Annotated in this window: 17 protein-coding genes; 2 read left to right on the plus strand and 15 right to left on the minus strand. The window is 47.2% G+C overall.

Features of this window, described 5'->3' with window-relative positions; translation table 11 throughout:
• Positions 1-163 precede the first annotated feature (163 nt).
• From DC345_RS30685 to DC345_RS30710, 6 genes are all read right to left on the minus strand, one after another.
• Positions 164-2,467 (minus strand): stalk domain-containing protein, encoded by a 2,304-nt coding sequence (locus DC345_RS30685; protein ID WP_113056370.1) that lies wholly within the window; start codon positions 2,465-2,467, stop codon positions 164-166.
• A 419-nt stretch (positions 2,468-2,886) separates the two neighbouring features.
• Positions 2,887-3,633, minus strand: coding sequence for a GntR family transcriptional regulator (locus DC345_RS30690; protein ID WP_181586795.1), 747 nt, complete (start codon positions 3,631-3,633; stop codon positions 2,887-2,889).
• Positions 3,620-4,633, minus strand: a complete 1,014-nt coding sequence (locus tag DC345_RS30695; protein WP_113056372.1) for a sugar kinase — start codon at positions 4,631-4,633, stop codon at positions 3,620-3,622. The genes DC345_RS30690 and DC345_RS30695 overlap by 14 nt, the downstream gene beginning before the upstream one ends.
• Positions 4,626-5,381, minus strand: a complete 756-nt coding sequence (gene dagF / locus DC345_RS30700) for a 2-dehydro-3-deoxy-phosphogluconate aldolase (RefSeq protein WP_113056373.1) — start codon at positions 5,379-5,381, stop codon at positions 4,626-4,628. The genes DC345_RS30695 and dagF overlap by 8 nt, the downstream gene beginning before the upstream one ends.
• Complete coding sequence (locus DC345_RS30705; protein ID WP_113056374.1) at positions 5,374-6,486, minus strand: DgaE family pyridoxal phosphate-dependent ammonia lyase; 1,113 nt, start codon at positions 6,484-6,486, stop codon at positions 5,374-5,376. The genes dagF and DC345_RS30705 overlap by 8 nt, the downstream gene beginning before the upstream one ends.
• Positions 6,464-7,513, minus strand: a complete 1,050-nt coding sequence (locus DC345_RS30710; RefSeq protein WP_397333818.1) for an amidohydrolase/deacetylase family metallohydrolase — start codon at positions 7,511-7,513, stop codon at positions 6,464-6,466. Before DC345_RS30710 ends, DC345_RS30705 begins: the two co-directional genes overlap by 23 nt.
• A gap of 280 nt (positions 7,514-7,793) precedes the next feature.
• Here DC345_RS30710 and DC345_RS30715 point away from each other — a divergent pair, with 280 nt between their 5' ends.
• Complete coding sequence (locus DC345_RS30715; protein ID WP_113056376.1) at positions 7,794-10,163, plus strand: helix-turn-helix domain-containing protein; 2,370 nt, start codon at positions 7,794-7,796, stop codon at positions 10,161-10,163.
• A 24-nt stretch (positions 10,164-10,187) separates the two neighbouring features.
• On the opposite strand, the gene DC345_RS30720 is transcribed toward DC345_RS30715, so the two are convergent.
• From DC345_RS30720 to DC345_RS30735, 4 genes are all read right to left on the minus strand, one after another.
• Complete coding sequence (locus DC345_RS30720; protein ID WP_113056377.1) at positions 10,188-11,204, minus strand: glycoside hydrolase family 130 protein; 1,017 nt, start codon at positions 11,202-11,204, stop codon at positions 10,188-10,190.
• A gap of 115 nt (positions 11,205-11,319) precedes the next feature.
• Positions 11,320-12,930, minus strand: coding sequence for an extracellular solute-binding protein (locus tag DC345_RS30725; RefSeq protein WP_113056378.1), 1,611 nt, complete (start codon positions 12,928-12,930; stop codon positions 11,320-11,322).
• Positions 12,931-12,970: 40 nt separating this feature from the next.
• The gene (locus DC345_RS30730; protein ID WP_113056379.1) at positions 12,971-13,882 is read right to left on the minus strand and encodes a carbohydrate ABC transporter permease; all 912 of its coding nucleotides are present in this window, start codon (positions 13,880-13,882) and stop codon (positions 12,971-12,973) included.
• 16 nt (positions 13,883-13,898) lie between these two features.
• Positions 13,899-14,849, minus strand: coding sequence for an ABC transporter permease (locus tag DC345_RS30735; RefSeq protein ID WP_113056380.1), 951 nt, complete (start codon positions 14,847-14,849; stop codon positions 13,899-13,901).
• 393 nt (positions 14,850-15,242) lie between these two features.
• Here DC345_RS30735 and DC345_RS30740 point away from each other — a divergent pair, with 393 nt between their 5' ends.
• On the plus strand, positions 15,243-16,523 hold the full coding sequence (locus tag DC345_RS30740; protein ID WP_113056381.1) for a glycoside hydrolase family 125 protein: 1,281 nt from the start codon (positions 15,243-15,245) through the stop codon (positions 16,521-16,523).
• 125 nt (positions 16,524-16,648) lie between these two features.
• On the opposite strand, the gene DC345_RS30745 is transcribed toward DC345_RS30740, so the two are convergent.
• From DC345_RS30745 to DC345_RS30765, 5 genes are all read right to left on the minus strand, one after another.
• A complete protein-coding gene (locus DC345_RS30745) occupies positions 16,649-17,047 on the minus strand; it encodes a GNAT family N-acetyltransferase (protein ID WP_113056382.1) in 399 nt (132 codons plus the stop codon).
• Between the two features lie 147 nt (positions 17,048-17,194).
• The gene (locus tag DC345_RS30750) at positions 17,195-18,709 is read right to left on the minus strand and encodes an ABC transporter substrate-binding protein (protein WP_113056383.1); all 1,515 of its coding nucleotides are present in this window, start codon (positions 18,707-18,709) and stop codon (positions 17,195-17,197) included.
• Positions 18,710-18,716: 7 nt separating this feature from the next.
• Positions 18,717-19,478 carry a response regulator transcription factor gene (locus DC345_RS30755; protein WP_113056384.1) on the minus strand — a complete coding sequence of 254 codons (762 nt, stop codon included), beginning with the start codon at positions 19,476-19,478 and terminating at the stop codon, positions 18,717-18,719.
• Between the two features lie 3 nt (positions 19,479-19,481).
• Complete coding sequence (locus DC345_RS30760; protein WP_113056385.1) at positions 19,482-21,209, minus strand: sensor histidine kinase; 1,728 nt, start codon at positions 21,207-21,209, stop codon at positions 19,482-19,484.
• Between the two features lie 175 nt (positions 21,210-21,384).
• Positions 21,385-22,890, minus strand: a complete 1,506-nt coding sequence (locus DC345_RS30765) for an ABC transporter substrate-binding protein (protein WP_258530940.1) — start codon at positions 22,888-22,890, stop codon at positions 21,385-21,387.
• Positions 22,891-22,922 lie beyond the last annotated feature (32 nt).

Genomic DNA, 22,922 nt, shown 5'->3' on the forward strand with positions numbered 1-22,922 from the left:
GTAGAAATAAGCGGTTTAAAATATGACTTTTTAGGCAGCATCCATTCCGTATATCCTCATATTGCCCCATTATAAGAAAAGACTCCATATGGAGTCCCTTCTTTAGATGATTAACACGCCAGCAAAATTATTTTTCCGCTCTAGCTTATAAGAGACAACTATATTACTTCTCCGATGGGAGCGGCGTAAAGAGTAAGCTAACCGGCAGGTTGCTTCCTGGCGCGGCAGAGAAAAGAATCGTTACGCTCTCTCCATATGCCCCTGTGCGGTAAAGAACGCTTTGTTCACTTGAATTGCTTACAGCTACATTACCATCGGCAATGGGTACAACCTGATTGTTTACTAGAGCAACTCCTGAGTACTTCCCTCCACGAGGGTTAAATGAAATTAACGTACGTGGAGCCACATTGTTCAGCGTGATTTTGTACAATACACCGAAATTACCAGCATTGGATGCGTCTGTGTAAGCCATTGGATCTGTTCCAACCAGATTGGGATCGCTTGAATTGTCACCAAGTGGCAGACGAGCTGGTTTGGCTCCAACTTGCTGATCATACGTTATGATACGAGTCGCATTCGGGTACGTTCCACGATTGTGCACACCGTCACGATCAAGCACAGGCAGCATTGGCAAAGCCTCGAACGGATCTTTATTTTCTTCAACCAGAATAACGTTATAGTCCAGGGAATAATCACTATAAGCATCCGAATAGAGTGAAATCACTTGTCCTTCTTTCATCGGAGTTTTATTTAGTTCGGTCAGAATCAGTTTGCTTTCTCCAGGTTGAATAACCTCTTTCTTCTGATCGGCTCCGGTCTGAATCGATTTGAACCATTTATCAATCGACAATTTCCCGGCTACGGTAGCATACGGTGTAGGTCCAGCAAAGCCCATATTTTGTTGTTCGAATACTGCCGGAGTGGAGTTATTATTGGTTGCAATAACATACATTTTTACTCTTTTGCCTGTATTGTTCACATGATGAATCATGAAACGGGTCTGCCCCGAAGATGATTCTTTATACACGATTCCTTCCGTATTAACCGTTTCAGGACTGTTACTGCGGATCAGCAGACTCGGCTCATCCGTGAAGGTATAAGGCACTTTTTCCATGGAAGTTACTTCTCCACCGTTAAAGGTAAATTTCTGTCCTACCGGCGTGAAGAGTAAATTGAAATCGGAAAATGAATATAATGTCTCATTGGTTATGGTTATAACTTTGGAGTACGTGTCCGTCGCGCCGTGATTGTCAGTAACGGTGAGTGTCACCGTTTTTGGACCGGGTTCAAAGAAGGCCAGCGAATTGTTTTCCCATACCGTTTTATCAATACTGTTTTCATCATCTGTACTTTGATCAATGTATGTTATTTTTTCGCCCATTTTATATTGTTCCTTGTCAGTGGTGAACATGGCTACAGGGGGCAGATTAGGACTCAAAACCTGAATCGTCATCGAATAGGGATCGCTCCATTGTCCGTTGGAATCCTGTACTTGATATGAGATTGTATATGTACCCGCTTGATCAAACGATTCCTGACGACCTGTCCAGCGTTCGTCTAGGATATCCAATCCATTTGGAGAACTGGAAGAAGTTACATAGTCCACCTTATCACCTGCAAAAATTTCCTTTTGGGAAATCACAAAGCTTGCAACAGGTTTAGTATTGAGATTCAGCACAACCGTTTTAGCAGACTGATTCACTTTATAGGTGATGTTCAGAGCTTGAGTAATGGAAGTTAACGGCACCATGAACGTATTCTTTTGCTGATAAGCAGGGCCCTTCATCGTTCTGGACTCTCCATTTACGGTATAGACCGTGCTGTTGGTTTTGAATCGGAGCTCATTATCACCACTGATGATGATGGTTTCCTTGGTTTTGTTATCGTATTTGACTCCGTATCCCACACGGTCCACCAGTGCACGGATCGCAACATAGGATACGCCGTTCTTTACAGTCATTGGCTGACCAGCCAGATACGTATTCCCATCCTGCTCCATTTTGTTGCTATTCATGTACAACGTCAGATTGCCGCCTGATGCTACGGCAGAATTTCCATCAATGGATGGTTGCTCTATTTGAGCTGGCGTAGCTGGCGTTTCAACATCCTCAGTGGATCCATCCTGAATCGTAGTAGAGCCCGTACTCGTTTCCTTTGTAGTCGTCTCTCCCCCATCTATGGCGGATTTCTCGATATTTGTTTTAGGTGTTGACTCAGTGCCTGTCAAAGTTCCAGTTTCTTTTCCTTTAGTGGACGGAATACTGCTGGATGTGTTACTGCTACCCGTTTTCACTTCACTCTCTGCAATCGTCTGCTCTTTCTTCAGTACCTCAACCGATTCTACTTTTGCTGTATTTACTGACGCTGTGTCATCTTGCGGCGCTGACTGCGCATTCACAGAACCGACTGCAAATGCTTGTAAAACGGCTAAAGCGGTAAAAATGGACAATTTCTTCTTCAGATTCATGCTTTGTCTTTGGCTCCTTCTGCTCCCAAGTAATGTTTTACACTCTCAAAAAGTCATAGTATTAGACGCTAGTTTCAGGGAAAAGTTTCTAGTGAATTTGTAAATTGTGGATTTCGTGCATCTATTTTTCAAAGAGAATGCGATTCATTCACATATGTATGCTCTCTCAAGAATAGTTTTTTTGATGATTTTTTTAATCTAAAGAGCACCAAACATGTTCATATCAAACCGTATTACGTAACAAGAGCTTTTTCGGATAAAATAAAAAAACCACGGGATTCCGTGGTTTACTGCTGGTGTAAGCCAATTCAGGCCACCCTTAATTCCCCTAAGTACTGAGCCATTTACAACGCCCCGCGCACAAGCCGTCTCTCAATCCACGCGGCTGCTTACAAACTCTGGTTACTGCTTAAGAGATTTCAAGTGTCGTAATTGACCAGATAATGATGAAGCTCTGTGTTATAGCAGCCAATGCTGTGTTCAATAAGTCTTCCTTCCCCATCGAAGGAGTTACGCAGGCGCTTGAGTACATGCGTCCCTGGTGGGATCTCCAGCAACTGACACACCACAGGAGGTGCCGTCTCTACAAAGAAACGGTCTCTGAAGTTTTCCAGCGCAATGTCGTTCTCCTCCAGTGAGTCATACAGCGACTGAATGTTTGTTACCATTTCTGACGTACCTCCACCGGGCAATGCAGCTGCAGCCAAGAAGTGTATCAGATGAATATAAGGCTGTCCATTCAAAATATAGAGCCGTTCAATTCGCTGACAATACGGTCCATAGCGGTCATATTCCTCTGTTCCGGCTTCATTCGTAATTAACCGGGATTCCAGCTGTTTCTTTTCCAGCTTGTGACCCTCTTCTACGAGCAGCTCCGTAAACCGTTTGCCCTTAGAGAGCTTCTGATGGGAGGTATTGCGCATGACAATCGTTCCGATACCGCTTTTTTTCTGCACATAACCTTCTTGGGACAGTTCTTGAACTGCGCCGCGGACCGTCATTTTACTGACACCAAATTCCTTTTCCAGCTGTGGTTCGGAAGGAATGATGCTCCCTAAAGGGTACACGCCATGCAAAATCCGATCTTTGAGAATTTTCTGGATTTGCTGATATAAAGGACCTTGCTTTCGTTTTAAAGACACTCGTTGTTCACTACCTTTCAACATCTAAGGTATGGTCCGACAGCGCCCGAAGTACCTCGCTCTCGGTAAAAAGCGCTGTATCACCCTGAGTGGTGTGGGCCAGCATCGCTGCTGCCGTTGCCATATTAACCGTCTGCTGCTGCGGATATTGCTGTAATTCCCCATGAATGACGGCACTGGCAAAGGCATCGCCGGCACCGATCCGATCATACACCGGAAAAGTCAGCTTGCGAGAAAACAGAAACGTACCTTGATGATAGATATATCCTGTCAGGGAGTGCGTATGGTCAGCATTAATCTCACGGTGGGTTCCCGCTGCCGTTCCGATTTCGAAGCGCTCAACCACTTCGGGAATCGCTTGCTTCAACTGTGTCATTCTATCATATTCTCCGGTTCCAAAGCCAAGGATAAACTGTGCGTCCTTCTCATTCATCAGCACCAGGTCTGTCAGCTCCAGCAGTTCCTCGTAATGCGGGCGGGCCTTGGTATAGCCATCCGCTCCCCATAACGCAGGACGGTAATTGCAGTCAAAAACAACTTTTCCCCCGGCACTCTTCACTTCCGCAGCAAGCCGTTTCATTTGCTTGCGAACGCCTTCATTCATAGCCAGCGTAATACCGCATAAATGAAGAACGTCGATCCGGGAGGCGAGAGCAACCATATCGTAATTGCCTGCCTCCGCAGTATTGAAACTGCTGCCCAGTCGATCTGTGTAAGTAACTCTTCCGGGGCGGGCTCCAAAGCCATTCTCCAGAAAATACATCCCCAGCTGCTTGCCTCCCCGGGTAATTAGTGAAGTATCCACCCCAAGTTTGCGCAGATAAGCAATTGCCGCTTCGCCTACTGGTGTTTCTGGCAAGGTGGTAATAAGAGCACCGTTATGGCCGTACCCAGCAAGTGCTGCCGTTACATTAACCCCGCTGCCGGAAAAAGAATACTCCAGCCTGTTGCTCTGAACCAGCGTTTCATGGCCCGGGACCTGCAGCCGCATCATTACTTCACCAAAAGCCGCAATCCTAGGCATACCGATCCACCAGGAATTTCATCGTTTCAAGCAGTCTGACGACATCCTGGACGTTTGTACTTCCTGTCTGCTGATCAATAATAGATGAATACACATGCGGGATAACCTGGGGTACCCCAGCCTGAAGCGCAATTTCCAGAATGGGTCCGAAGTTATCCAGGTCGATTCCACCCGTAGGCTCCAGAGCAAATTTGGCTTCCCCGCAGGCCTTGGCAACCGCACGGTACTCCTCCTCCAGTTTCAACCCCTGCATGGGATAATATTTCAGCGCATTGCCGCCCATGTCACGAACCAGCGCGATGGCAGCATGTACCGGAATAATAGCATGCGGAGTCGTACCTGAACTGACGGGGCCGGTTGAAATATTTACGTAGCCTGGCTGTCCGCAAGGAGAGACCAAACTGTTAATCCAGCTATCCTTGGTGCCCAGATTGGCGCGGGTTGCCCCAACTGCTGGAAACACCTGATTAATATGGCTTCCCGGATAGCTTGTGGCAATCTCCGCCACCACCGCGGCCTGTCGATTGTCTCCGGCACCCAATCCGATGGATACAGCGTCCTCAATCGTCTGACCGTATTGGATCATCGCAGCTGCCGCTTCCGATGCCGTCGCGTAATTTTTGGAGAGCACGCCTACCAAAACAAATCCTTCCGCTGCATCGTACACTTCCTTCGCATTCCCGATACTGCCGGCCAGTACATTAAGTGCGGCTCTGTTTTTATATAGACGCTGCTGAATATTACTCATTCTTGGTTCCTCCCACGATTTCATGTATTCTGCTGACGATGACCTGAAGATCATCACCTTGAAGCGACCTTGGATCAATATCGAAATACCCCTGCTTAACTCCGTAGTCCCTGGTATATACCGCAATTACGCCTTCACGTAGCAAATCATTGACATGCCTCGCATCCACTCCTGCAACAGAGGAATCAATCTGGATACGCCCACGAAAAATCGCTCTGCCCGCTTCATCCTGCACGATGTGGATCGAAACTCCAGGAAGCTCGCCAAGCGACTGAAGTGCCTCAAGCGCCTGCCTCTCCCGTTCGCTGTTGTCAGCTTTGTCCTGGTATTCCTCCAAAGCCTGAAGCAGCCCAAAGGTGGTCTCTTTGCCGACCTTCATGCTGCGGCCGATCCCGTTCAGCTGTACCTTTAGCCACTCGACATATTTCAATTTGCCGGCGACTATGCCAGAGGTAGGACCTTCGATAGCTTTAGATCCGCTGTAAATCGCCAGATCCGAATACTGGACATATTTGCGCAGATCCTCTTCCGCTGCCGCATCGACGATCAGTGGCACTCCTCTGCGCACGGCAACCTCCCACGCCTCCTCTATAGAAATCATGTTTTTCTGGACGGCGTGGTGGGATTTGACATAAAGGATGGCTGCGGTGCGTTCACCAATCGCCTGTTCAATATGCTCTTTGCGACCTTCATTGGCATATCCAACTTCTACCACCCTGCCTCCGCCAAGGAATACCATGGTTTCAACTGGCGCTCCATACTGCACGTTATGGCCCTTCAGCATAATAATTTCATTCTTCAGTACAGGCTCCTGATGCAGCCGAAGGCTGAGTCGCGGATCGCCGGAAGTCACTAAGGCTGCCACCGACAGTGCAATGCCACTGGATGCTGAGTTCACGACAACCGATGCTTCCGAACCAAGCTGGCGTGCAATGTATTCTCCGGATTTGTCCACAAGATCCGCAATTTCCACGTACTGCTGTCCGCCCTGCTTCATCGCCTCCATGACCGAATCTGTTGATGCGGAAACACCAAGGATGCTCATTCTTCCACTGGCATTAATAACACGTTTCAATCCATATCTAGCCTGTAATGAATGACCCATTAGTAAAAACTCCTTTAGCCTCAATATAATACTGCGCGACTCGAACATCGCCTTCCGAGTCCTTAAGCTGCTTCTCACCTGTTTCCAGTGCAAACAAAGTCAGGTTCGCTTGCTGTCCCACCCTGATCTGTCCGAGCTCCGGCTTGCCAAGCCACTCCGCTGCGCTGGTTGTGACAGCTTGGATGACCTCTTCAAGGCTGTAGCCGAGAGTCAAAAATTTCGTCAGCACATTGGACATACTGTACACCGGTCCGTTCAGACGGTTGCCCCGGTAGATATCCGTGCTGATGGTATTCAGCGCAATGCCTGCCGCCTTGGCCTGTTCTGCAATCTGGAAGGAGAAGCTCGCCGTGCCATGTCCCACATCCAGATGAACGCCTCGGGCAGCTGCATCCAGCAACCCTTGCAGGGGTGTTCCGTCCGCGTGAAACAGATTATTGGACTTGCCGTTAAGGTAATGAGTAATTGCATCGCCCGGTTGCAGCAACTCCAAAACCTCGGATATCGATGGCGGAGCGGAGCCGATATGCACCATGAGCGGAAGCTTCGTTTCTTCCGAAAGTGTGCGTGCCAGCTTGAGCGGCTGTATACCGCTGTCTTTGACAACACTCTGGCTGATACGAGCTTTCAGACCGACAATGAATTCCGGATAGGTTGCTACCGCCTTCAGGACCTTGTCTCGATCAATCCATTCCAGCTGAGACAGTTCATCTGTCCGTTCGAGCCCTATTCTTGAAATATTCAATAGAGCAAAAACTTGGGTATTAGCCTTCAGACTCGCGGTATACAAAGCTCCGATTCGGTCCGCACCACAGCTTCCGGCATCCACCAGCGTTGTTACGCCCTGCTTTATACCAATTTCGTCGATATCATCGCCATAGGGATCAAGCTCCGGTACAGCATGCACATGCAGATCAATCCATCCGCTGGACACATATAACCCGGAACAGTCTAGCCCGCTCTCTCCTTCTGCCTTAGTTGCAGGTGTAATGGCGGTGATAATCCCATCCTGAATGGCTATATCCATGATTCGCCCATCCACAAGCTGCAAATTGCGCAGCACATACTCTGTGCCCACTTTTCCCATCTCCTTTTTTTAACCCCGGTATAAAGGAAAAACCAAAAAAATGATTAATGTCATGGAAGCAATACATCCCTAAATTTACTAATAAACTTGGAGAACTGCTCCATTTTAAAGATTATAATGTTATAATGTTTATATTAGCACAGGTGTAATCTAGAAGAGAACAGTGATTTTTCATCCCAAGATTTATCATCCGAATATTTAACTCTGGAGGGACTTCTTTATGGCAAATCAGGCACTCAAGCCATCCTTGATTAATAGGTTCCGGCTCAGCTGGAATCATTTCAAATCAAAGCTTCTGCTGAAATATGCATTTTCCTACATCCTAATATTTCTTATTCCTTTAACTGGTGTAACCATTTTCGTTTATGAGAACGCTGTCAAGGGCCTGCGTGTCGAAATTGAACAATCCAATGTCAATCAACTCAACCAGGTGAAGAGCACCATAGATTCCCGTATGAAAGAGCTCCAGGAATTAGCAGGTAGAATTGCCTATGACAGGCATTTGACCCCCTATATGGTACGGCATCCCTACTACAGTCTGGAGGCGATTCAGACGCTGGCGAATTACAAGGCCAGCAGTAATATAGCAGAGGATCTGCTTCTCTATTTTCATGGCGATTCCAACATCTATTCATACCGCGGTCTGGCTGATCTTCATGTCACCTTTGATTCCTTCTATCAGTTCGAGCGCTGGACCTCGGAAGAATTGCGACGGGATTTGAATGAAACCCGGCAGCCTTTGGTACGTCCCGCCGAGAATGTAACGGTCAATTCCCGTATGGATCCGATGCTCGTCATGCTTGTCCCCATCAAACCGAATGACCCGTTTCCGTACGGAACCGTGATCTATTTAATGAAAGAATCCAATCTCACCGGGGTCATGGATTCGATTCTGAGTGATTTCTCCGGTAGTAGTTATATTTTCGGTCCCTCCGGAGAGGTGTTGACAGCGAACAACCATGGCGTCAGCCTTCCCCCGGACGAACTTAAAAATTTATCCGCACTTGAGCCTGGTATTCATAATCTGGAGCTGGACGGGGAACCATACTCCGTCGTTTCCGTAAAATCAGAAGAAAATGGCTGGACCTATGTGACAACGATGCCAAGCTTCCAGTTCTTCAGTCGTGTCGCACATGTCCAGACTCTGATTCTAATCGTCTTCTGTATAACAGTCATTACTGGCATAGCTGCCGCACTTCTGCTGGCCAAACGGCAGTACCATCCAATTAGGGATCTGATGGAATTTGCGAAGCTGAGAGGAAGCGGCCATGATGCTCCCAAGATCCGTAATGAATGGGAATGGATACGGCAGACTCTCCATGATTACAGTGCCAGAATTGATCTTCAGGAACCCTTCGTCCGTAATCAATGCATGCTGCTGCTGCTCAAGCATGGCAAGCCGGATGATCCTGAAATTGAGCAGATGATTCTTAGCGCAGGTTTCAAACATCCTCAGGGAAAAGGCCTCTATTTCTCTGCGATCCTGTCCTGGGATGAAACTGTGCCTGGCGACAAGTCTTGGCACGAACGCCATCTGTTGCAGGAAATACTGAGCAATGTATGTCTGTCCGGTACCGATGCACAAATCTTCGGTGTGGAATTCTCGGTCAAGGACCAGTTTGCCCTGATTATTTCACTTCCTGACGATACGGACATACCGGTTCAAAGCCGTATGGAGCAGGTTATTCAAGCCATTCTAGAGGTAATTCGCAAGCACTCGCAGCTGTCTCTGAGTATTGGTGTTGGCATGGCCTACCGGGACCTGGCCCTCCTTAATCAATCCTTCATTGAAGCCGCTGCAGCTTTGGAGCACCGGATGATCCGGCGTAGCGGACAGGTATCCTACTTTGAGCAGCTCGTAGAGCTAGTCCCTTCCGCTGCCCAGAGCTTCTGGATTCCGCGTAAATCCATGCTGAAGCTGGAGCAGAGCCTGAAGCAGGGCAATGAATCGGTAGCCGCCCAGATGATTGCTGATACCATTGATAAAATCAAAGACGAACCGCTGCAGGTTCATCTGCTGCGCTGCATCTGTTTTGATTTGCTGAACGCTTTTCTGCGCACTGCCTCCGAGTTTGGCATGCATGAAGTGTTCGCCAATATGCCGGATTTGACCTCCTTTGAAACCCTCGAAGAGCTTGAGAACCGTCTGCTCTCTTTGGCTGCTGCTATTTGCGCGCAGGTCGAACAGAATACGGAGACAAGCGAGCCTTCATTATTGGATGATATTCTGGCTTACGTGGACAAGCAGTTCGCAGACTACACCCTCAGCCTGGAGCATGTGGCGCTTAAATTTGCCATCTCAACCTCTTATTTAAGCCGTAGTTTCAAAGATAAGACCGGCAGCAATTTCTCACAATATATCTGGCAGCGGCGTATGGATGAGGTCATCCGGCTGCTACAGAGCACTAGTGCACCGCTCAAAGAAATTATTGAGCAGGTCGGTTATTTGGATGCACCTAATTTCATTCGCAAGTTCAAAAAAGAAACCGGTCTGACTCCGGGGCAGTACCGCAAGGAACATGCCTTGAAGGGGGCTGCTGCGAAAAGACCGGTTAACTTGGCGGATCTTCCGCCCTTTCAGAAAAGCTAAGCTATCACTTTATGGGTTGTTTTGCTACTGCGCTTCCTGGAGGATATGATCCACCAGCTCATCCAAAGGAACAGTTGCGAGCGCAATCGCTGTATCCGTTACCCCGTAATAGATATAGAGCAGTCCGTCTTTGACCACATTTCCAGTCGGGAAGATGACATTCGGAATCTGGAACCCGAATTTCTCATAGTACGTCTCCGGCTCCATAATAAAATTAGCTGTCCGGGCAATGATTTTCTCCGGCTGCTCCAAATCCAACAGCATTGCTCCCACACGGTAGACAATATCCTCATCAACGCCGTGATAGAGCACCAGCCAGCCTTTGTCCGTACGTACCGGTGGCGTAGAACCTCCGATTTTCCGCGATTCCCAGGACAGACTTCCGGCGGTGGCGAGAAGCTTGGGCTCTTCCCAGTTCACAAGATCCTCAGAGTAGGTAATCCACATGGCCGCATTATTCGTTCCGTAGTCTTCTCCCACGTATTCCTCAGGGCGGCGCAGCAGCACGAATTTGCCGCCTATCTTCTCGGGGAACAGAATGTTGTCCCGGTCATTGATATCGAGTGGTGTCGTGTCCGACACAAACTCCCAATCCAACAGATTATCCGATTTCAGAATGGAGGACCGGGTCAACCAATGTCCCTCTTCTTCCCCCCACCCGTCGGGATATTCCGGAATGGAGCGCAAGGGAACCCCTGCCCCAGTAGGATAATAGCTCATAGCACAGGGTCGCAGAGCGTAATTCAGGTAGAAGGTCCCGTCAATTTTGACAATCCGCGGATCCTGCACACTGCCATAAGGGAATCCCAGCATATCAGGCGTCACAATCGGTTCATCTCTCACATGGGTAAATTTCACACCATCTTCGCTCTCAAGCAGACCCAGGTAATTCTTACATGGCGTTAGGGAACCTGCGGTGCGCTCAATCATATAAAATTTACCGTTATCAATGATGACTGCAGGGTTGAAAACCGTAACCTTGCGCCATTCATATCCGCCCGGGACAACAATAGGATTATCCGGATGTCTCGTGATTTGCATATCTATCCCTCCTGCAATTCATGTTCATGGTATAGTTTAATCGTCTGGACTTTATAGGGTTTAAAAGAAATCGGGATACTCCGCCGGAAGTCGTCACTGAACCGCATTGGCCTGATTAGTTGGATTTCCACCGATCATATGCAGCTTGGTTGATTTCAGCTACACGCTCACCGCCCATTTTCTTGACGGTCGCCACATAATTATCCCAACCCGTAAGCGGCTCGGCACCAGTGATGAACTTCGCTTCCATCTGATTCACATATGTTCTCAAATCAGAATTGAGGCTGCTGATTTCGGTCTGCTCTTCCACGGTGAAGAACAAGGTCGGGTATGGAATTCGTGCGCCTTTATCGAGAAGCTTCTGCTGGGTTTCCTGCTCTACCCATAGGTCAAAGTCTGTCTTCAGCCCCTTACTAATATCATCCATGGACAGGGTTGGAGCTGGAATGCCGTAGTTGGGCGTCAGAGTTGCCCGGTAATCTTCCATTTCCTTGCCGTCCGGTACAGGTAAGTACTTCTTGACCCGATTCTCTTTGTCGGTGTATTCCCAGAGAATTCCCTCAGGCCCTTTATTGAAGAACATCGCCCCTTCATAAGAATAGAGATAATCCACCCAGCGCATAGATGCTTCCGGAGCGGGATTACTTTCCGTGATGGCAAATGCGCCAGTTGTGATTCCTCTGTTCTTTGCAATTGCAGGAGCAGCAATGGATTCACTCCGGACGGGCGCAAACATCGGATCTGCCGTCGAAGGCTCTCCGCCCTTGGACATGTAGGCATGCCAGTCTGAAAAGAGTGCAACTTGATTATTTTGCGTTTTAGCCTTCTTCTGCTCTGCCGTCTGCGAGAAGCTCTCGTGATCCAACAGGTCTTCGGACCACAGGCGGTTCATATAGGTCAAATATTCCTTATAACCTTCTTCAAGCGGTGTATAGTGCACCTTGTCCGCATCGTCCACGTAAATTTCTTCTTCATAAATACCGAAGGCGCCAAGCAGCCAGGTACGGATATCGCGGAGGTTCGCAGCGGGTGTTGTCACTGAGGAAATCGGAATTTCATCGGCTTTGCCATTGCCGTTTGGATCTTCCTCCTTCACACGTTTCAGGTAGGTATACAGCTCTTCCGTCGTTTCGGGAAGCTTATCGATATTCAGCGCCTTCAGGAAGTCCCCGTTATACCACATCGGATTGCGGTACCAGTGCTGGCTAAGTTCTACTACCGGCAAGGAATAAATATGCCCGTCCGGTGCTGTAATTGATTTACGGACGTCCGGATTCTCCTCCAGCAGTGACTTGAAATTGGGAGCGTATTCTTCAATCAGATCCTCCAGGGGTATGATGATACCCTGCTCTCCATAATTCATCTGCTCTGCGGTCGTCAGGCCCGCAGCATAAAGAATATCCGGGTAATCCCCGCTGGCGAGCACCAAATTCTTCTTGGTCTCGAAGCTGTCCTTCGGTGCATTCTTGTATTCCAGCTTAATGCCGGTCTTCTCCTGCATCTGCTGGAGCACCGCCATCTTCTCCCAGTTCTGAATTCCTACATCTGGCGCCATAAGCGTCAAAGTCACGGATTCATTGACAATGGGGAAGCCTTCTTTATTGATAGCGACCTCCCCGGTACTGTTATTCGCTGCACCTTCATTTGAATTGCTGCAGCCTGCCAGCAGTGTAAGAACTAGAGCTGAAGAGAGCAGAAGCTTCCATGGTTTGCGTGTAATCTGCATGAATAATTCCTCCCTTGTTATATATAAACATTCTAATCGTTTAGCCTTTAACAGAGCCAATCATGACCCCCTGGACAAAGTAACGCTGCAGGAACGGATAGACTGCAACGATGGGCAATGTGGAGACAACTATGACTCCATATTTGATCAACGATGCGGTTTCTGCCTTATTATTCATAGCGGTCGCCACCTCGCCATTGATCGAAGCGCCCGTGGTTTCGGCCGACATTTCCTGAAGGACAAGAATCTGGCGCAGAACCATCTGCAGCGGATACTTGGCTTCATCATTCAAATAGATCAGGGACGGGAAGTAGCTGTTCCAATGGCTTACTCCATAGAATAGTGCCATAACGGCCACAATTGGTGCCGACAGCGGCAGAATAATGCGTATAAACAGCTTTAAATTCGTACAACCGTCAATATGCGCCGCTTCCTGCAGTTCTTTTGGGATGGTCGTCTGAAAAAAGGTGCGGGCTACGACAATATTCCAAACCGAAGCGGCCACTGGCAGGATCAAGGCCCACATACTGTTAATGAGGCCAAGATTCTTGACCAGCAGATACGTCGGCACGATTCCGCCGCTGAAGAACATCGTGAACAGAATGAGGCCCATAAACAACTGGCGCCCGACAAAATCAGATCTGCTTAGGGCATACGAGGCCGGCAGAGTAACGACGAGATTGACCAGAGTCCCTACTACAGTGTAAATGATCGTGTTCCAGTAACCATTCCATATCTTCGGGTTCTCAAATACAAGCTTGTAGCCGTCAAGTGTCACATTCTTCGGAAATAGCCACATAGCTCCCGAATTGACGTCCTGCGGTGAACTGATTGAAGCACTGAGAATATAGATTAGAGGATAGAGAACGACCAGCAGTGCAAGGCCCAAATAGATATAGGTGCTAATCAGGAACAGCTTGTCCCCCTTGGATTCTTTCATGGCAGTAACCACTGACTTCAACTCCTTTCTACCAGAGGCTATTCTCACTGGTGCGTTTGGCGATCTGGTTGACAGTAACAAGCAAAATAACGTTGACTACCGAATTGAACAATCCTACAGCTGTTGAGAAGCTGTACTGGGCGTTCACAAGGCCCGCACGGTATACATAAGTGGAAATTACATCGGAAGCCTCCATATTGAGCGAATTCTGCAGCAGCAGAATCTTCTCGAAACCAAGGCCCAGTATATTACCCATATTCAAGATCAGCATGATCGTTATGGTGGGCACGATCGTCGGCAGATTGATATGCAGCATCCGTTTAAACCGGCTAGCTCCATCCATAATGGCCGCTTCATGCAGCTGGGGATCTACGCCTGACAGGGCCGCGAGATAAATAATAGTTCCCCACCCTGTACTCTGCCAGACGCCCGAGAAGACATACACTGTCTTAAACCAGGCCGGATCAGTCAGAAACGCCGCTGGTTGTAAGCCCAGGAACTCGATGAACCGGACAATCATTCCACTAGAGGGTGATAAAAAAGTAATGATCATCCCTGCCATAACAACTACAGAAATGAAATGTGGCGCATAGGTTACCGTCTGAACCGATTTCTTGAACGGGCCGTTGCGGACTTCATTGAAAGCCAGTGCCAGAATGATCGGAAGCGGAAAACCGATAGCAAGTTCATAGAAACTGATACTGAACGTGTTCCATAGCAGATCCCAGAAAAAATAGGAATTGAAAAACCGTTCAAAATGGTCAAAACCGACCCATTCGCTGCCCGTAATTCCTTTCGAAGGTACGAAATTCTTAAAAGCAATCTGAATACCGTACATCGGACCGTAATGAAAAACGAGGAAATACAATAACACGGGAAACATGAACAGATAGAGTTCCCAATTTTTCCAGATTCTTTTGCCAAGGGATTTGTTCTTTATTGAAGGATTTACAGATACATCAGCATAACTCCCCTTCATTCTCCCACTCCTCTCTAAGTTGTTTTTCGTTACATGAAATCATGTAGCTGATTCGCATTCTTGCTCATCCAATCTTGCGAACGCTTACAATTCGAAGTGTAGTGAAACAAAGTTGACACCGTAAATATGTAGGTTCTGCATTGTCATGTTAAGAGAGTGTAAAACAGCGTTGCTGTGGTATTTTCCGCCCTGCCTTGAAGTGAATATTTTCAATCGAAGCATTGCTGCAAATATGTCACTTATGAACCTCTTATCCCACTTCATAAGTGACATATTGTGTTCATTGGGAAGGTATGCAAACATTTGCTACGAATGGCAACCAAATTAAGATAGTGTCCTGCGGTAGTACAAAACGTACAATCTATAATCTTAACTTTAGAGGAGAGTTAGACTATGAACATGCCAGCTTCCATAACTACGTATCTTACTGAAGCCGATGAACGGCTCGCGCATCATCCGAAATTGCAGCAACTATTCCGCAACTGCTTTCCGAATACGCTGGAGACAACAACCAAGCTGCTTGAAGACGGTACCACCTTTGTATTTACCGGGGATATCCCGGCCATGTGGCTGCGTGATTCTACGGAGCAAGTGCGCCATTATATCCCTTTTGCCAAAAATGACCCTGCGCTGCAGCGGATTCTCCGCGGCCTGATCGCCCGTCAGATGTTCTATGTCAATATTGATCCGTACACCAACGCTTTCAACGAAACGGCAAGTGACAAACATTACCGGGCTACGGATGACTGCAATCTAAACCCGTGGATGTGGGAGCGCAAATACGAGCTGGACTCCCTCTGCTTCGTTGTACAGCTGGCTTATATGTACTGGAAGGAAGCGGAACAGACTGATATCTTTGATACTGCCTGCTTCCAGGCGCTGACCTCTATCGTAAACGTTATCGAGACGGAGCAGTACCACGGGGAGAAATCACCGTACCATTTCATCCGGGAGACGCTTCAGGATACGGAGACTTTGCACAATAACGGACGTGGCATGCCTGTCAATTACACCGGTATGAGCTGGTCGGGCTTCCGTCCGAGCGATGACAGTTGTGAGTTTGGCTACAATATTCCATCCAATATGTTCGCTGTAGTGATTCTGGACTATATTCGCGAGATCGCAAGCGTAATTTACACGGACGAAAGACTGGCGGCCCGGGCAGCAAAGCTGCGCAAGGAGATCGACTTCGGCATACGGACCTACGGAATTGTGAATCATCCAAAATACGGCCGAATTTACGCCTACGAAACGGATGGATACGGTAATTATTCTCTAATGGATGATGCCGGCACACCAGGGCTGATATCTATTCCTTATATTGGTTATGTGGGTGTGGAGGATGAAATTTATCAGAATACCCGTCGCTTTGCCCTAAGCTTCGATAACCCGTTCTATTTCGAGGGTAAACATGCCAGAGGCATCGGTAGTCCGCATACCCCGGGAGGTTATGTGTGGCATATGGCATTGTCCATGCAGGCGCTGACAGCAGATAATGATGAGGAGGTCAAAGAATTAATTGATATGCTTGTTCGGACCGATGCGGATACCGGATATATGCACGAAGGCTTTCATCCGGATGATCCCTCCGATTTTTCGCGTGAATGGTTCGCCTGGTCCAACAGTTTGTTTGCTACACTGATTGGTAAAGCGATGGACAAAGGAATTGTCTAAGCTGAAAATAGTATCTATTCGATCTATAAAAAAAACCGGCTGTGGTCATCCTGCATATAGGATGGCGCAGCCGGTTTTTGATTTGAGGATGAAAAAAAACAGACTTAATCCCTTTTTGTAGAAAGTCACCTTGTTCTTGGAATTAGGAATGCTTTTTCTGTTTTCTCAAAGCCAATTCGAGGATAATATTCCATAGCAGTCGGAGCAGAGAGTAACAATAGAGCTACTTCTTCTCCTAAATGATTCCGCAAACATTCAACAAGCTCTTTTCCAATACCTGTCTTCTGATATTCCTTGCACACCGCTAAATCTGATAAATAGCAACAATAAGAGAAATCTGTAATTGCTCTTGCAATCCCTACTAGATTTACACCATCCCAAGCAGAAATAATAACATTTGCATTTGTAATCATTCTTTGAATTCGATCCAGGTTATCTGCTGGGCGTTTTATTCCAGAACTTTTAAACAACCTCGAGACATCATCGGGACAAAGTTGAGCATTAATTTTATATACTATTTCCATATAAGTTCCCCCATATTTTTCTTTACTTTAAAACAACATATACAGAAAATTGCAATGTTTGAAGGTCCAATTTTGAATATTTTGGCCAGTCCATTTATATAGAGTATCTCAATATAGGAAAACTTCCCTGTATCCATCAACCCCCTTTTATGGATGGTCAACACGCCAAGCATCAAGCTGCCGTTGTATTTCTACCCGCACCTCGTCCAAGCCCGCCTGCTTCAGTTCCTCGTTGAATTTGGGCAGTACCCTGTCCACATCCACACTGCCAGTCATCAGGCTCGGATAGTACTTTTCCCAAACCATTTTTATGAGGTTAATCTGAATGGACATACTGGTCAAATTTGGCGTGAATCCGAGCAAGTTCGATTTGACGTATTCAGCGTTTGCTGCTCGGAACTGATCCCACTTATCCAACGGATCGGGAAATTTTCCCCCAATCGTTTTGAGAATGAACCAGTTTCCTTGCGTATACTGTACACCTTCATAGCCAACTACTGCGACTGGATCGTCGCCGCTGTCTTCGGAAGATTTCAACAGCACCTGTCCGTTCTTGTCCAACGTATAATGAACACCTTCAATACCGTAATTAAACAGATTGCGGATCTCCGGGTCCGTGTTGAGCAAATTCAAAAACTTCACACTTTCAACAGGGTGCGCTGATTTTGCGTTTATTGCCATAATTCCGCCGCGAACGGACTCCGTCGTGATCAAAGGCGGGGTCACGGGATAAGCAACAACCTTGTAGCCGCGATCCTTGCTCCAGCTATTTTCCGAAAGAGGTCCTCCTCCCGCAGCTTTCCAGAAAACCCTTTCTTCGCGTTTGAGATTTTGGCCCTCCCGCAGGGCGGCGTCCTCATTGATGTAACCCTTGACGTAATAGCTGCGGAGTATGTCCAGCACCTGCCTTGCTTCCTCGGTCTCAAATATATTGAATACTTGAGCATCTGGATCCAGAGAACGCACCATCAGAGGTAGCGGTTTATCCAGCACATATTCGTAACCGTACATGGCGAAGAAGTTCTGGGAATCCTTGTCCAGCTCCATCAACTGATAAGAGGGTTCCTTTTCCTTGATCATTTGAAACAGCGGATCCAAAGACTCCAAGGTGTTGTACTTTGTAATGTCGATGTCATACTTTTGGACAAGCGACTCCGGATACATCCATTGCATGCGGACCGCAAGCTCCTTATTCGTGGGCACGCCGTAGATGCCGCCGTCTTCCATCCGAACGCCCTGCCATAGGACAGGGTTGACCGCGTCGTACATATCCTTGCCGAAGCTGGATAAGTAGCTGTCCAGTCTCAGCCATGCTCCCCGCTGAACATAGCTTGAGTAATCCGTGGTAAAAGCAATGTCAAAAGGAGTTCCTGTCGAAATTAGCGTATTGATACGGTCATTATACTCCTGCCACCCAATCTTGATATATGTAATAGTGATTCCGATTTTTTGAGCTAACACTTCATTGATTTTAGCATTTACCATTTTCAGATCCGGGTCAGGATTGCCAAGCGTATAATAAATCAGATTCACTGTGTTGATATTTTTGTCGAATTCCTCGTTCTTGCCCGATATGGATATACACCCGGACAGAGGCAGCGTCAACATGGCTAGAATCAGGATAGCCTTGATAAATATGTTCCAGATAGATGAATGTATCATTTCTGGTCTACTCCTTTCTCCGCAGATCGGAAGGCGATTTGCTGAAGTAGGCTTGGAAATGCGTGTAAAAGTAGTTTAGATTGGCGTAACCGACGGAGAGTGCAATCGTCGATATCTTCTCATTTGTAGCCTGAATACGATCTCGTGCACATAACATCCGGTATACCATCAGATACTCCGAAAATTTCATCTTGGTTTCTTTCAGAAACAACTGTCCAAGATAGGTTCCGTTCATCCGAAAACGGCTGGCCAACACTTTAAGATTGATATTTTGGTCGTATTCAGCCTTAACCATCAGCAAAATGCGATTGGTTAGCTTGGATAAGCTGTCGTAGCGCACTTCCAATACGGGGTCAATGTCACGACAGTTCAGATTTCTTCCCTCCAGCGTACCGTTCAAATTTTCAACAATAACTCGTTCAATCAGAGTTTGAAGCTTTGCTCGCTCAACGGGCTTGAGTAGATAATCCTTAACCCCACAATGAATAGCCTCCAGGGCGTACTCGAACTCACCGTAACCGCTCATCATAATATAGGTAGTCGGGAGCCCTAACTCATTAAGCTTGTGAATGGCGTTATAGCCGCGCTCCTTGCCAATGCAAACGTCAAAGATTGCGAGGTCTGGCAAAAACTCCACGGCCTTTGTTAGCGCATCCCCATAGGTTTCGCTGGTCTCAATCTGTCTGAAGCCGAGCATTTCCCAGTCCAGCGTTCGCTTGATTCCCTCCAGGATTAGTGGCTCGTCATCAACGATCAGAAGTTTGTACATACATTACGCCTCCTTCGCTATGGTTAAGGTAACTTTGACACCAGCTTCCACATTATTATCAATTTGCATGGTAAAGCCTTTTCCATAGAAGAAATGAAGCCGTGTATACACGTTGCGCAGGCCAATGCTCTCCGATGCCGATTCCCCCAAAGAAGACAGATTGCGGCGGATATCAGCCAATCGATCTTCCGAGATCGAGTTCCCGTTGTCGACAATCTCCAATACATACGAGTGGGCATTTTCAAAGCCATTCACAACAAGCAGATTAAATTCGTGGTCCGAATGGAAGCCGTGAACGAAAAAATTCTCGGCGAGCGGCTGCATCCAGAATTTAACTGTAGGTTGAGACAGCAGTCCCTGGTCTACATTGATCTGATAATAGAATTTGTCTGGATATTTAAACTCCATGATCTTTAAGTACTTTTCAAGCAAAGCCAACTCACTGGCCAACAGAATAATATCTTCGTTCTTCACGATTTCACGATATAACGAGCCTAGGGTAGCTACCGCTTCAGCCGTATCAACCGCGCGGCCTGCCAGCGCAAACGATCGGATAATTTCAAGTGTATTGTACAAAAAATGAGGGTTGATTTGATTTTGAAGCGCTTTCATTTCTGTTTCCTTCTGTTTCAGTTTTAGCAAATATTCGGTTCGAATATGTTGGTTAAGCTGATGCGTCATATCGTCGAGTTCCCTCGCGATCATTCCGTACTCATTCTTTCGATAACGGGTCGGACTGATTGGCGTAAAATTGGCGGATTTTACACGTTGGATGGAATAAATGATTCGTTGCAGAAAACCTGCGTCTTCACGAAGATTGTATCCGATTAACAGGAGAAAACTGACCATAGCTGTCAAGAAGATCAAGAACACCATAATCAGCATGCCGGCTTTTTGCCGGAAAAGCACTGCCATGTCTACAACACTGATGAATTGGTAGTCGTAAGCATTGGACGAATGGGTCACATAAAACACGCGGTCCAGCTTGCCTAACTGCATAAAGCCCTTGCTACGTTCGTGCGACGCAGCCTGTCTGAATAATTCCTGGTTGGCTCTGCCTCCTGCGTTCATGAGATAGACATCCCCAGCCGTGCTGACGACTCCGTTTTCAATCCACCGATTGTTCTGCACGCCTTTGAATAATACATCGCTGCTGACCAGAAAACGAAATTCACCGAGCTGACGTGAGATTTGATTTTCGTCCAGCAGCTGCTTGCGGATGACGAATCCTCTTTGGATTGTCTCTCGAAATATCTCATCCGTGTTAGGCAGATTAAACAAAAAGCTCATCGCACCGTTACTGGCAAAACGCACTACGTTGCCTCGTTCCTCAGTATGTAGGCTCACCTGGATGATATCTTCCTGCCCGCTGCCGAGAAAAGCTTTCACGTCTTCTGGAAACGAAGCGAGAGGCTGATCATAGCGGCTGTTCTGGAGTCTTCCCGTCAGATAGCCCTCCGCACTGTTGGCGAGAAAAAAACGAACGTCTGCCACCAGACCGTTATTAGAGTAAACTCGCTGTAAATAGGCTTCAATCCGATCAGCATCGTTTTGAAGAATGCTCTCAACCCGGGAGAATGCATCTGCCGCTTGATTCTGAGCATTCTCTAACCACTGCTGCAGCAAAACAAGTGTGGTCAATACGCTTAAAATCAGACCCATGAATAACGTGAAAATCGCGTAAGCAATAAATTTGCGGCGGTAGATTTGGATTTGAAAGAAGGAAAACATGCAGCTCTCCTTAGCAGTTGGATTATTATTGAGACTTATAGTTTTACCATATAGCTATTTGTCAGACAAATCAATCCGTTATAATCTCAAATTAAAAGCAAATGTCACCAGTAAGATTGGAAAACCCGAACGGCCACAACGGCTCCGTTCGGGTTATTGTCGCAAGTCTCAAGGATTATGATTTGAAATATGCGTTGATCTGTTCTTGTGCGGCTTCCATAATCTTATCCAAGCCAGCTTTCTTCAACTCTTCTATAATTTGTGGTATCTTCTGCTCCGGATCGGATGCACCAGTGATCAGCTCATAATTGTATTTGTTCCATACAGCCTTCACGTTGGCTACTTCAGTGCCGAGTTCGCTAATATCCAGTGCAAAGCCAAGGATCGAAGATGAAGTGGCTGCTTCATTCAGTTTGCGAACCTGGTCCCACTGATCTTCAGGTGCACCTTTCGTGACAGCCATGTTGAAAAACGTTCCTTGCGTATAGGCCGCCAGTGGCCATGAATCGGTTTTCCGTTCAACTGTATTGTCGTTTACATAATCGAAATCGACACCCTCTTCGCCATAGGCAAGCATATTGCGCAGCTTGGAGTCGGTGTTTACCAGTTCCAGATATTTAAGCGCTTCTTCCTTGTACTTGGAGTTGGCGGAGATTGCGTTCATGGATCCCTGAATTGTGCTGGTTGTATAGATTGGACCCAGAATTTGAACCATGTCGTATTTATCAATACCCGCGGAGATCTGCCAATTCACTTCTGCACCAGGGAACGCCTGCGCACTGAAGAACGGGCGATAAGGGTCGGCCTCGATCTTGGTCGGCGCATCCGGATTGATAATGCCGTCCTTGTACCATTGATGCATAAGCTTCAGCTTTTCCTGTATATCCGGTTGTTCCAGAACAGAAACGACTGTGCGGGATTCATCTTCGGCCTTGACGCCGATCGGCTGAAAGCCGAGAGTCATATCGTCATAGTCATTAAAGAAACCGTTAATGCCCTCTCCCTGGGTCACGGACAGTGGATAAAACCCTTTGCCTTCACCAGCCTTGATATCACGGAATGGCTTGTCCAGATCCTGTAGTGTCTTCATGCTGCCGAGGTCGATATTGTACTTTTGCACGAGCGCATCGTCAAACACCCAGTACTGGGTTAAAGAAGAATCCTTATACGTAGGAACAGCGTAAATCTTGCCACCGACTTTCGTTCCATCCCACACCAATTCTGGGATATAACTGTGCAAGTCCGGTACCGTGCTTGGTACAAGGTCGGTAATATCCGTGAATGCGCCCATATTGACCTGTTGACTGTATTTTCCGTTATTCGTAAACATAATGTCGAAAGCTTCACCGGAGTTTACAATCGTATTGATCTTAGTGTCCCAATCACCCCAACTGGCAACGCGGAGATCGATTTTCACACCAATCTTTTCAGCCGTATATTCGTTTATCTTCTCAATTGCTTTATCAAAATTGGCTGGCACTTGTCCGCCGATCGTCCACCACACCAGCGTAGGCACCTCGCCGGAACCTTCGCCTGCATTCGATCCTGAGTTTTCCGCTGGCGTGTTGTTTGACGCGTTATTGTTGTCTGAACCGGAACAGCCTGTTAAACCAAAGATAGCCAGCGTTACCACTCCAATCAAAAGCGGAGCTTTCATCCATGCTTTAAACCTTGTCCTCATTCCTCTATTCCCTCCCTTTAGTTAACACGCAC

It is taken from the genome of Paenibacillus taichungensis, assembly GCF_003287275.1.
Taxonomy (GTDB): Bacteria; Bacillota; Bacilli; order Paenibacillales; family Paenibacillaceae; genus Paenibacillus; species Paenibacillus taichungensis_A.

Coding starts and splice junctions, on each gene's coding strand:
- DC345_RS30685 (WP_113056370.1), bottom strand. CDS start 2,467: ATGAATCTGAAGAAGAAATTGTCCATTTTTACCGCTTTAGCCGTTTTA.
- DC345_RS30690 (WP_181586795.1), bottom strand. CDS start 3,633: ATGTTGAAAGGTAGTGAACAACGAGTGTCTTTAAAACGAAAGCAAGGT.
- DC345_RS30695 (WP_113056372.1), bottom strand. CDS start 4,633: ATGCCTAGGATTGCGGCTTTTGGTGAAGTAATGATGCGGCTGCAGGTC.
- dagF (WP_113056373.1), bottom strand. CDS start 5,381: ATGAGTAATATTCAGCAGCGTCTATATAAAAACAGAGCCGCACTTAAT.
- DC345_RS30705 (WP_113056374.1), bottom strand. CDS start 6,486: ATGGGTCATTCATTACAGGCTAGATATGGATTGAAACGTGTTATTAAT.
- DC345_RS30710 (WP_397333818.1), bottom strand. CDS start 7,513: ATGGATATAGCCATTCAGGATGGGATTATCACCGCCATTACACCTGCA.
- DC345_RS30715 (WP_113056376.1), top strand. CDS start 7,794: ATGGCAAATCAGGCACTCAAGCCATCCTTGATTAATAGGTTCCGGCTC.
- DC345_RS30720 (WP_113056377.1), bottom strand. CDS start 11,204: ATGCAAATCACGAGACATCCGGATAATCCTATTGTTGTCCCGGGCGGA.
- DC345_RS30725 (WP_113056378.1), bottom strand. CDS start 12,930: ATGCAGATTACACGCAAACCATGGAAGCTTCTGCTCTCTTCAGCTCTA.
- DC345_RS30735 (WP_113056380.1), bottom strand. CDS start 14,849: ATGAAGGGGAGTTATGCTGATGTATCTGTAAATCCTTCAATAAAGAAC.
- DC345_RS30740 (WP_113056381.1), top strand. CDS start 15,243: ATGAACATGCCAGCTTCCATAACTACGTATCTTACTGAAGCCGATGAA.
- DC345_RS30745 (WP_113056382.1), bottom strand. CDS start 17,047: ATGGAAATAGTATATAAAATTAATGCTCAACTTTGTCCCGATGATGTC.
- DC345_RS30750 (WP_113056383.1), bottom strand. CDS start 18,709: ATGATACATTCATCTATCTGGAACATATTTATCAAGGCTATCCTGATT.
- DC345_RS30755 (WP_113056384.1), bottom strand. CDS start 19,478: ATGTACAAACTTCTGATCGTTGATGACGAGCCACTAATCCTGGAGGGA.
- DC345_RS30760 (WP_113056385.1), bottom strand. CDS start 21,209: ATGTTTTCCTTCTTTCAAATCCAAATCTACCGCCGCAAATTTATTGCT.
- DC345_RS30765 (WP_258530940.1), bottom strand. CDS start 22,890: ATGAGGACAAGGTTTAAAGCATGGATGAAAGCTCCGCTTTTGATTGGA.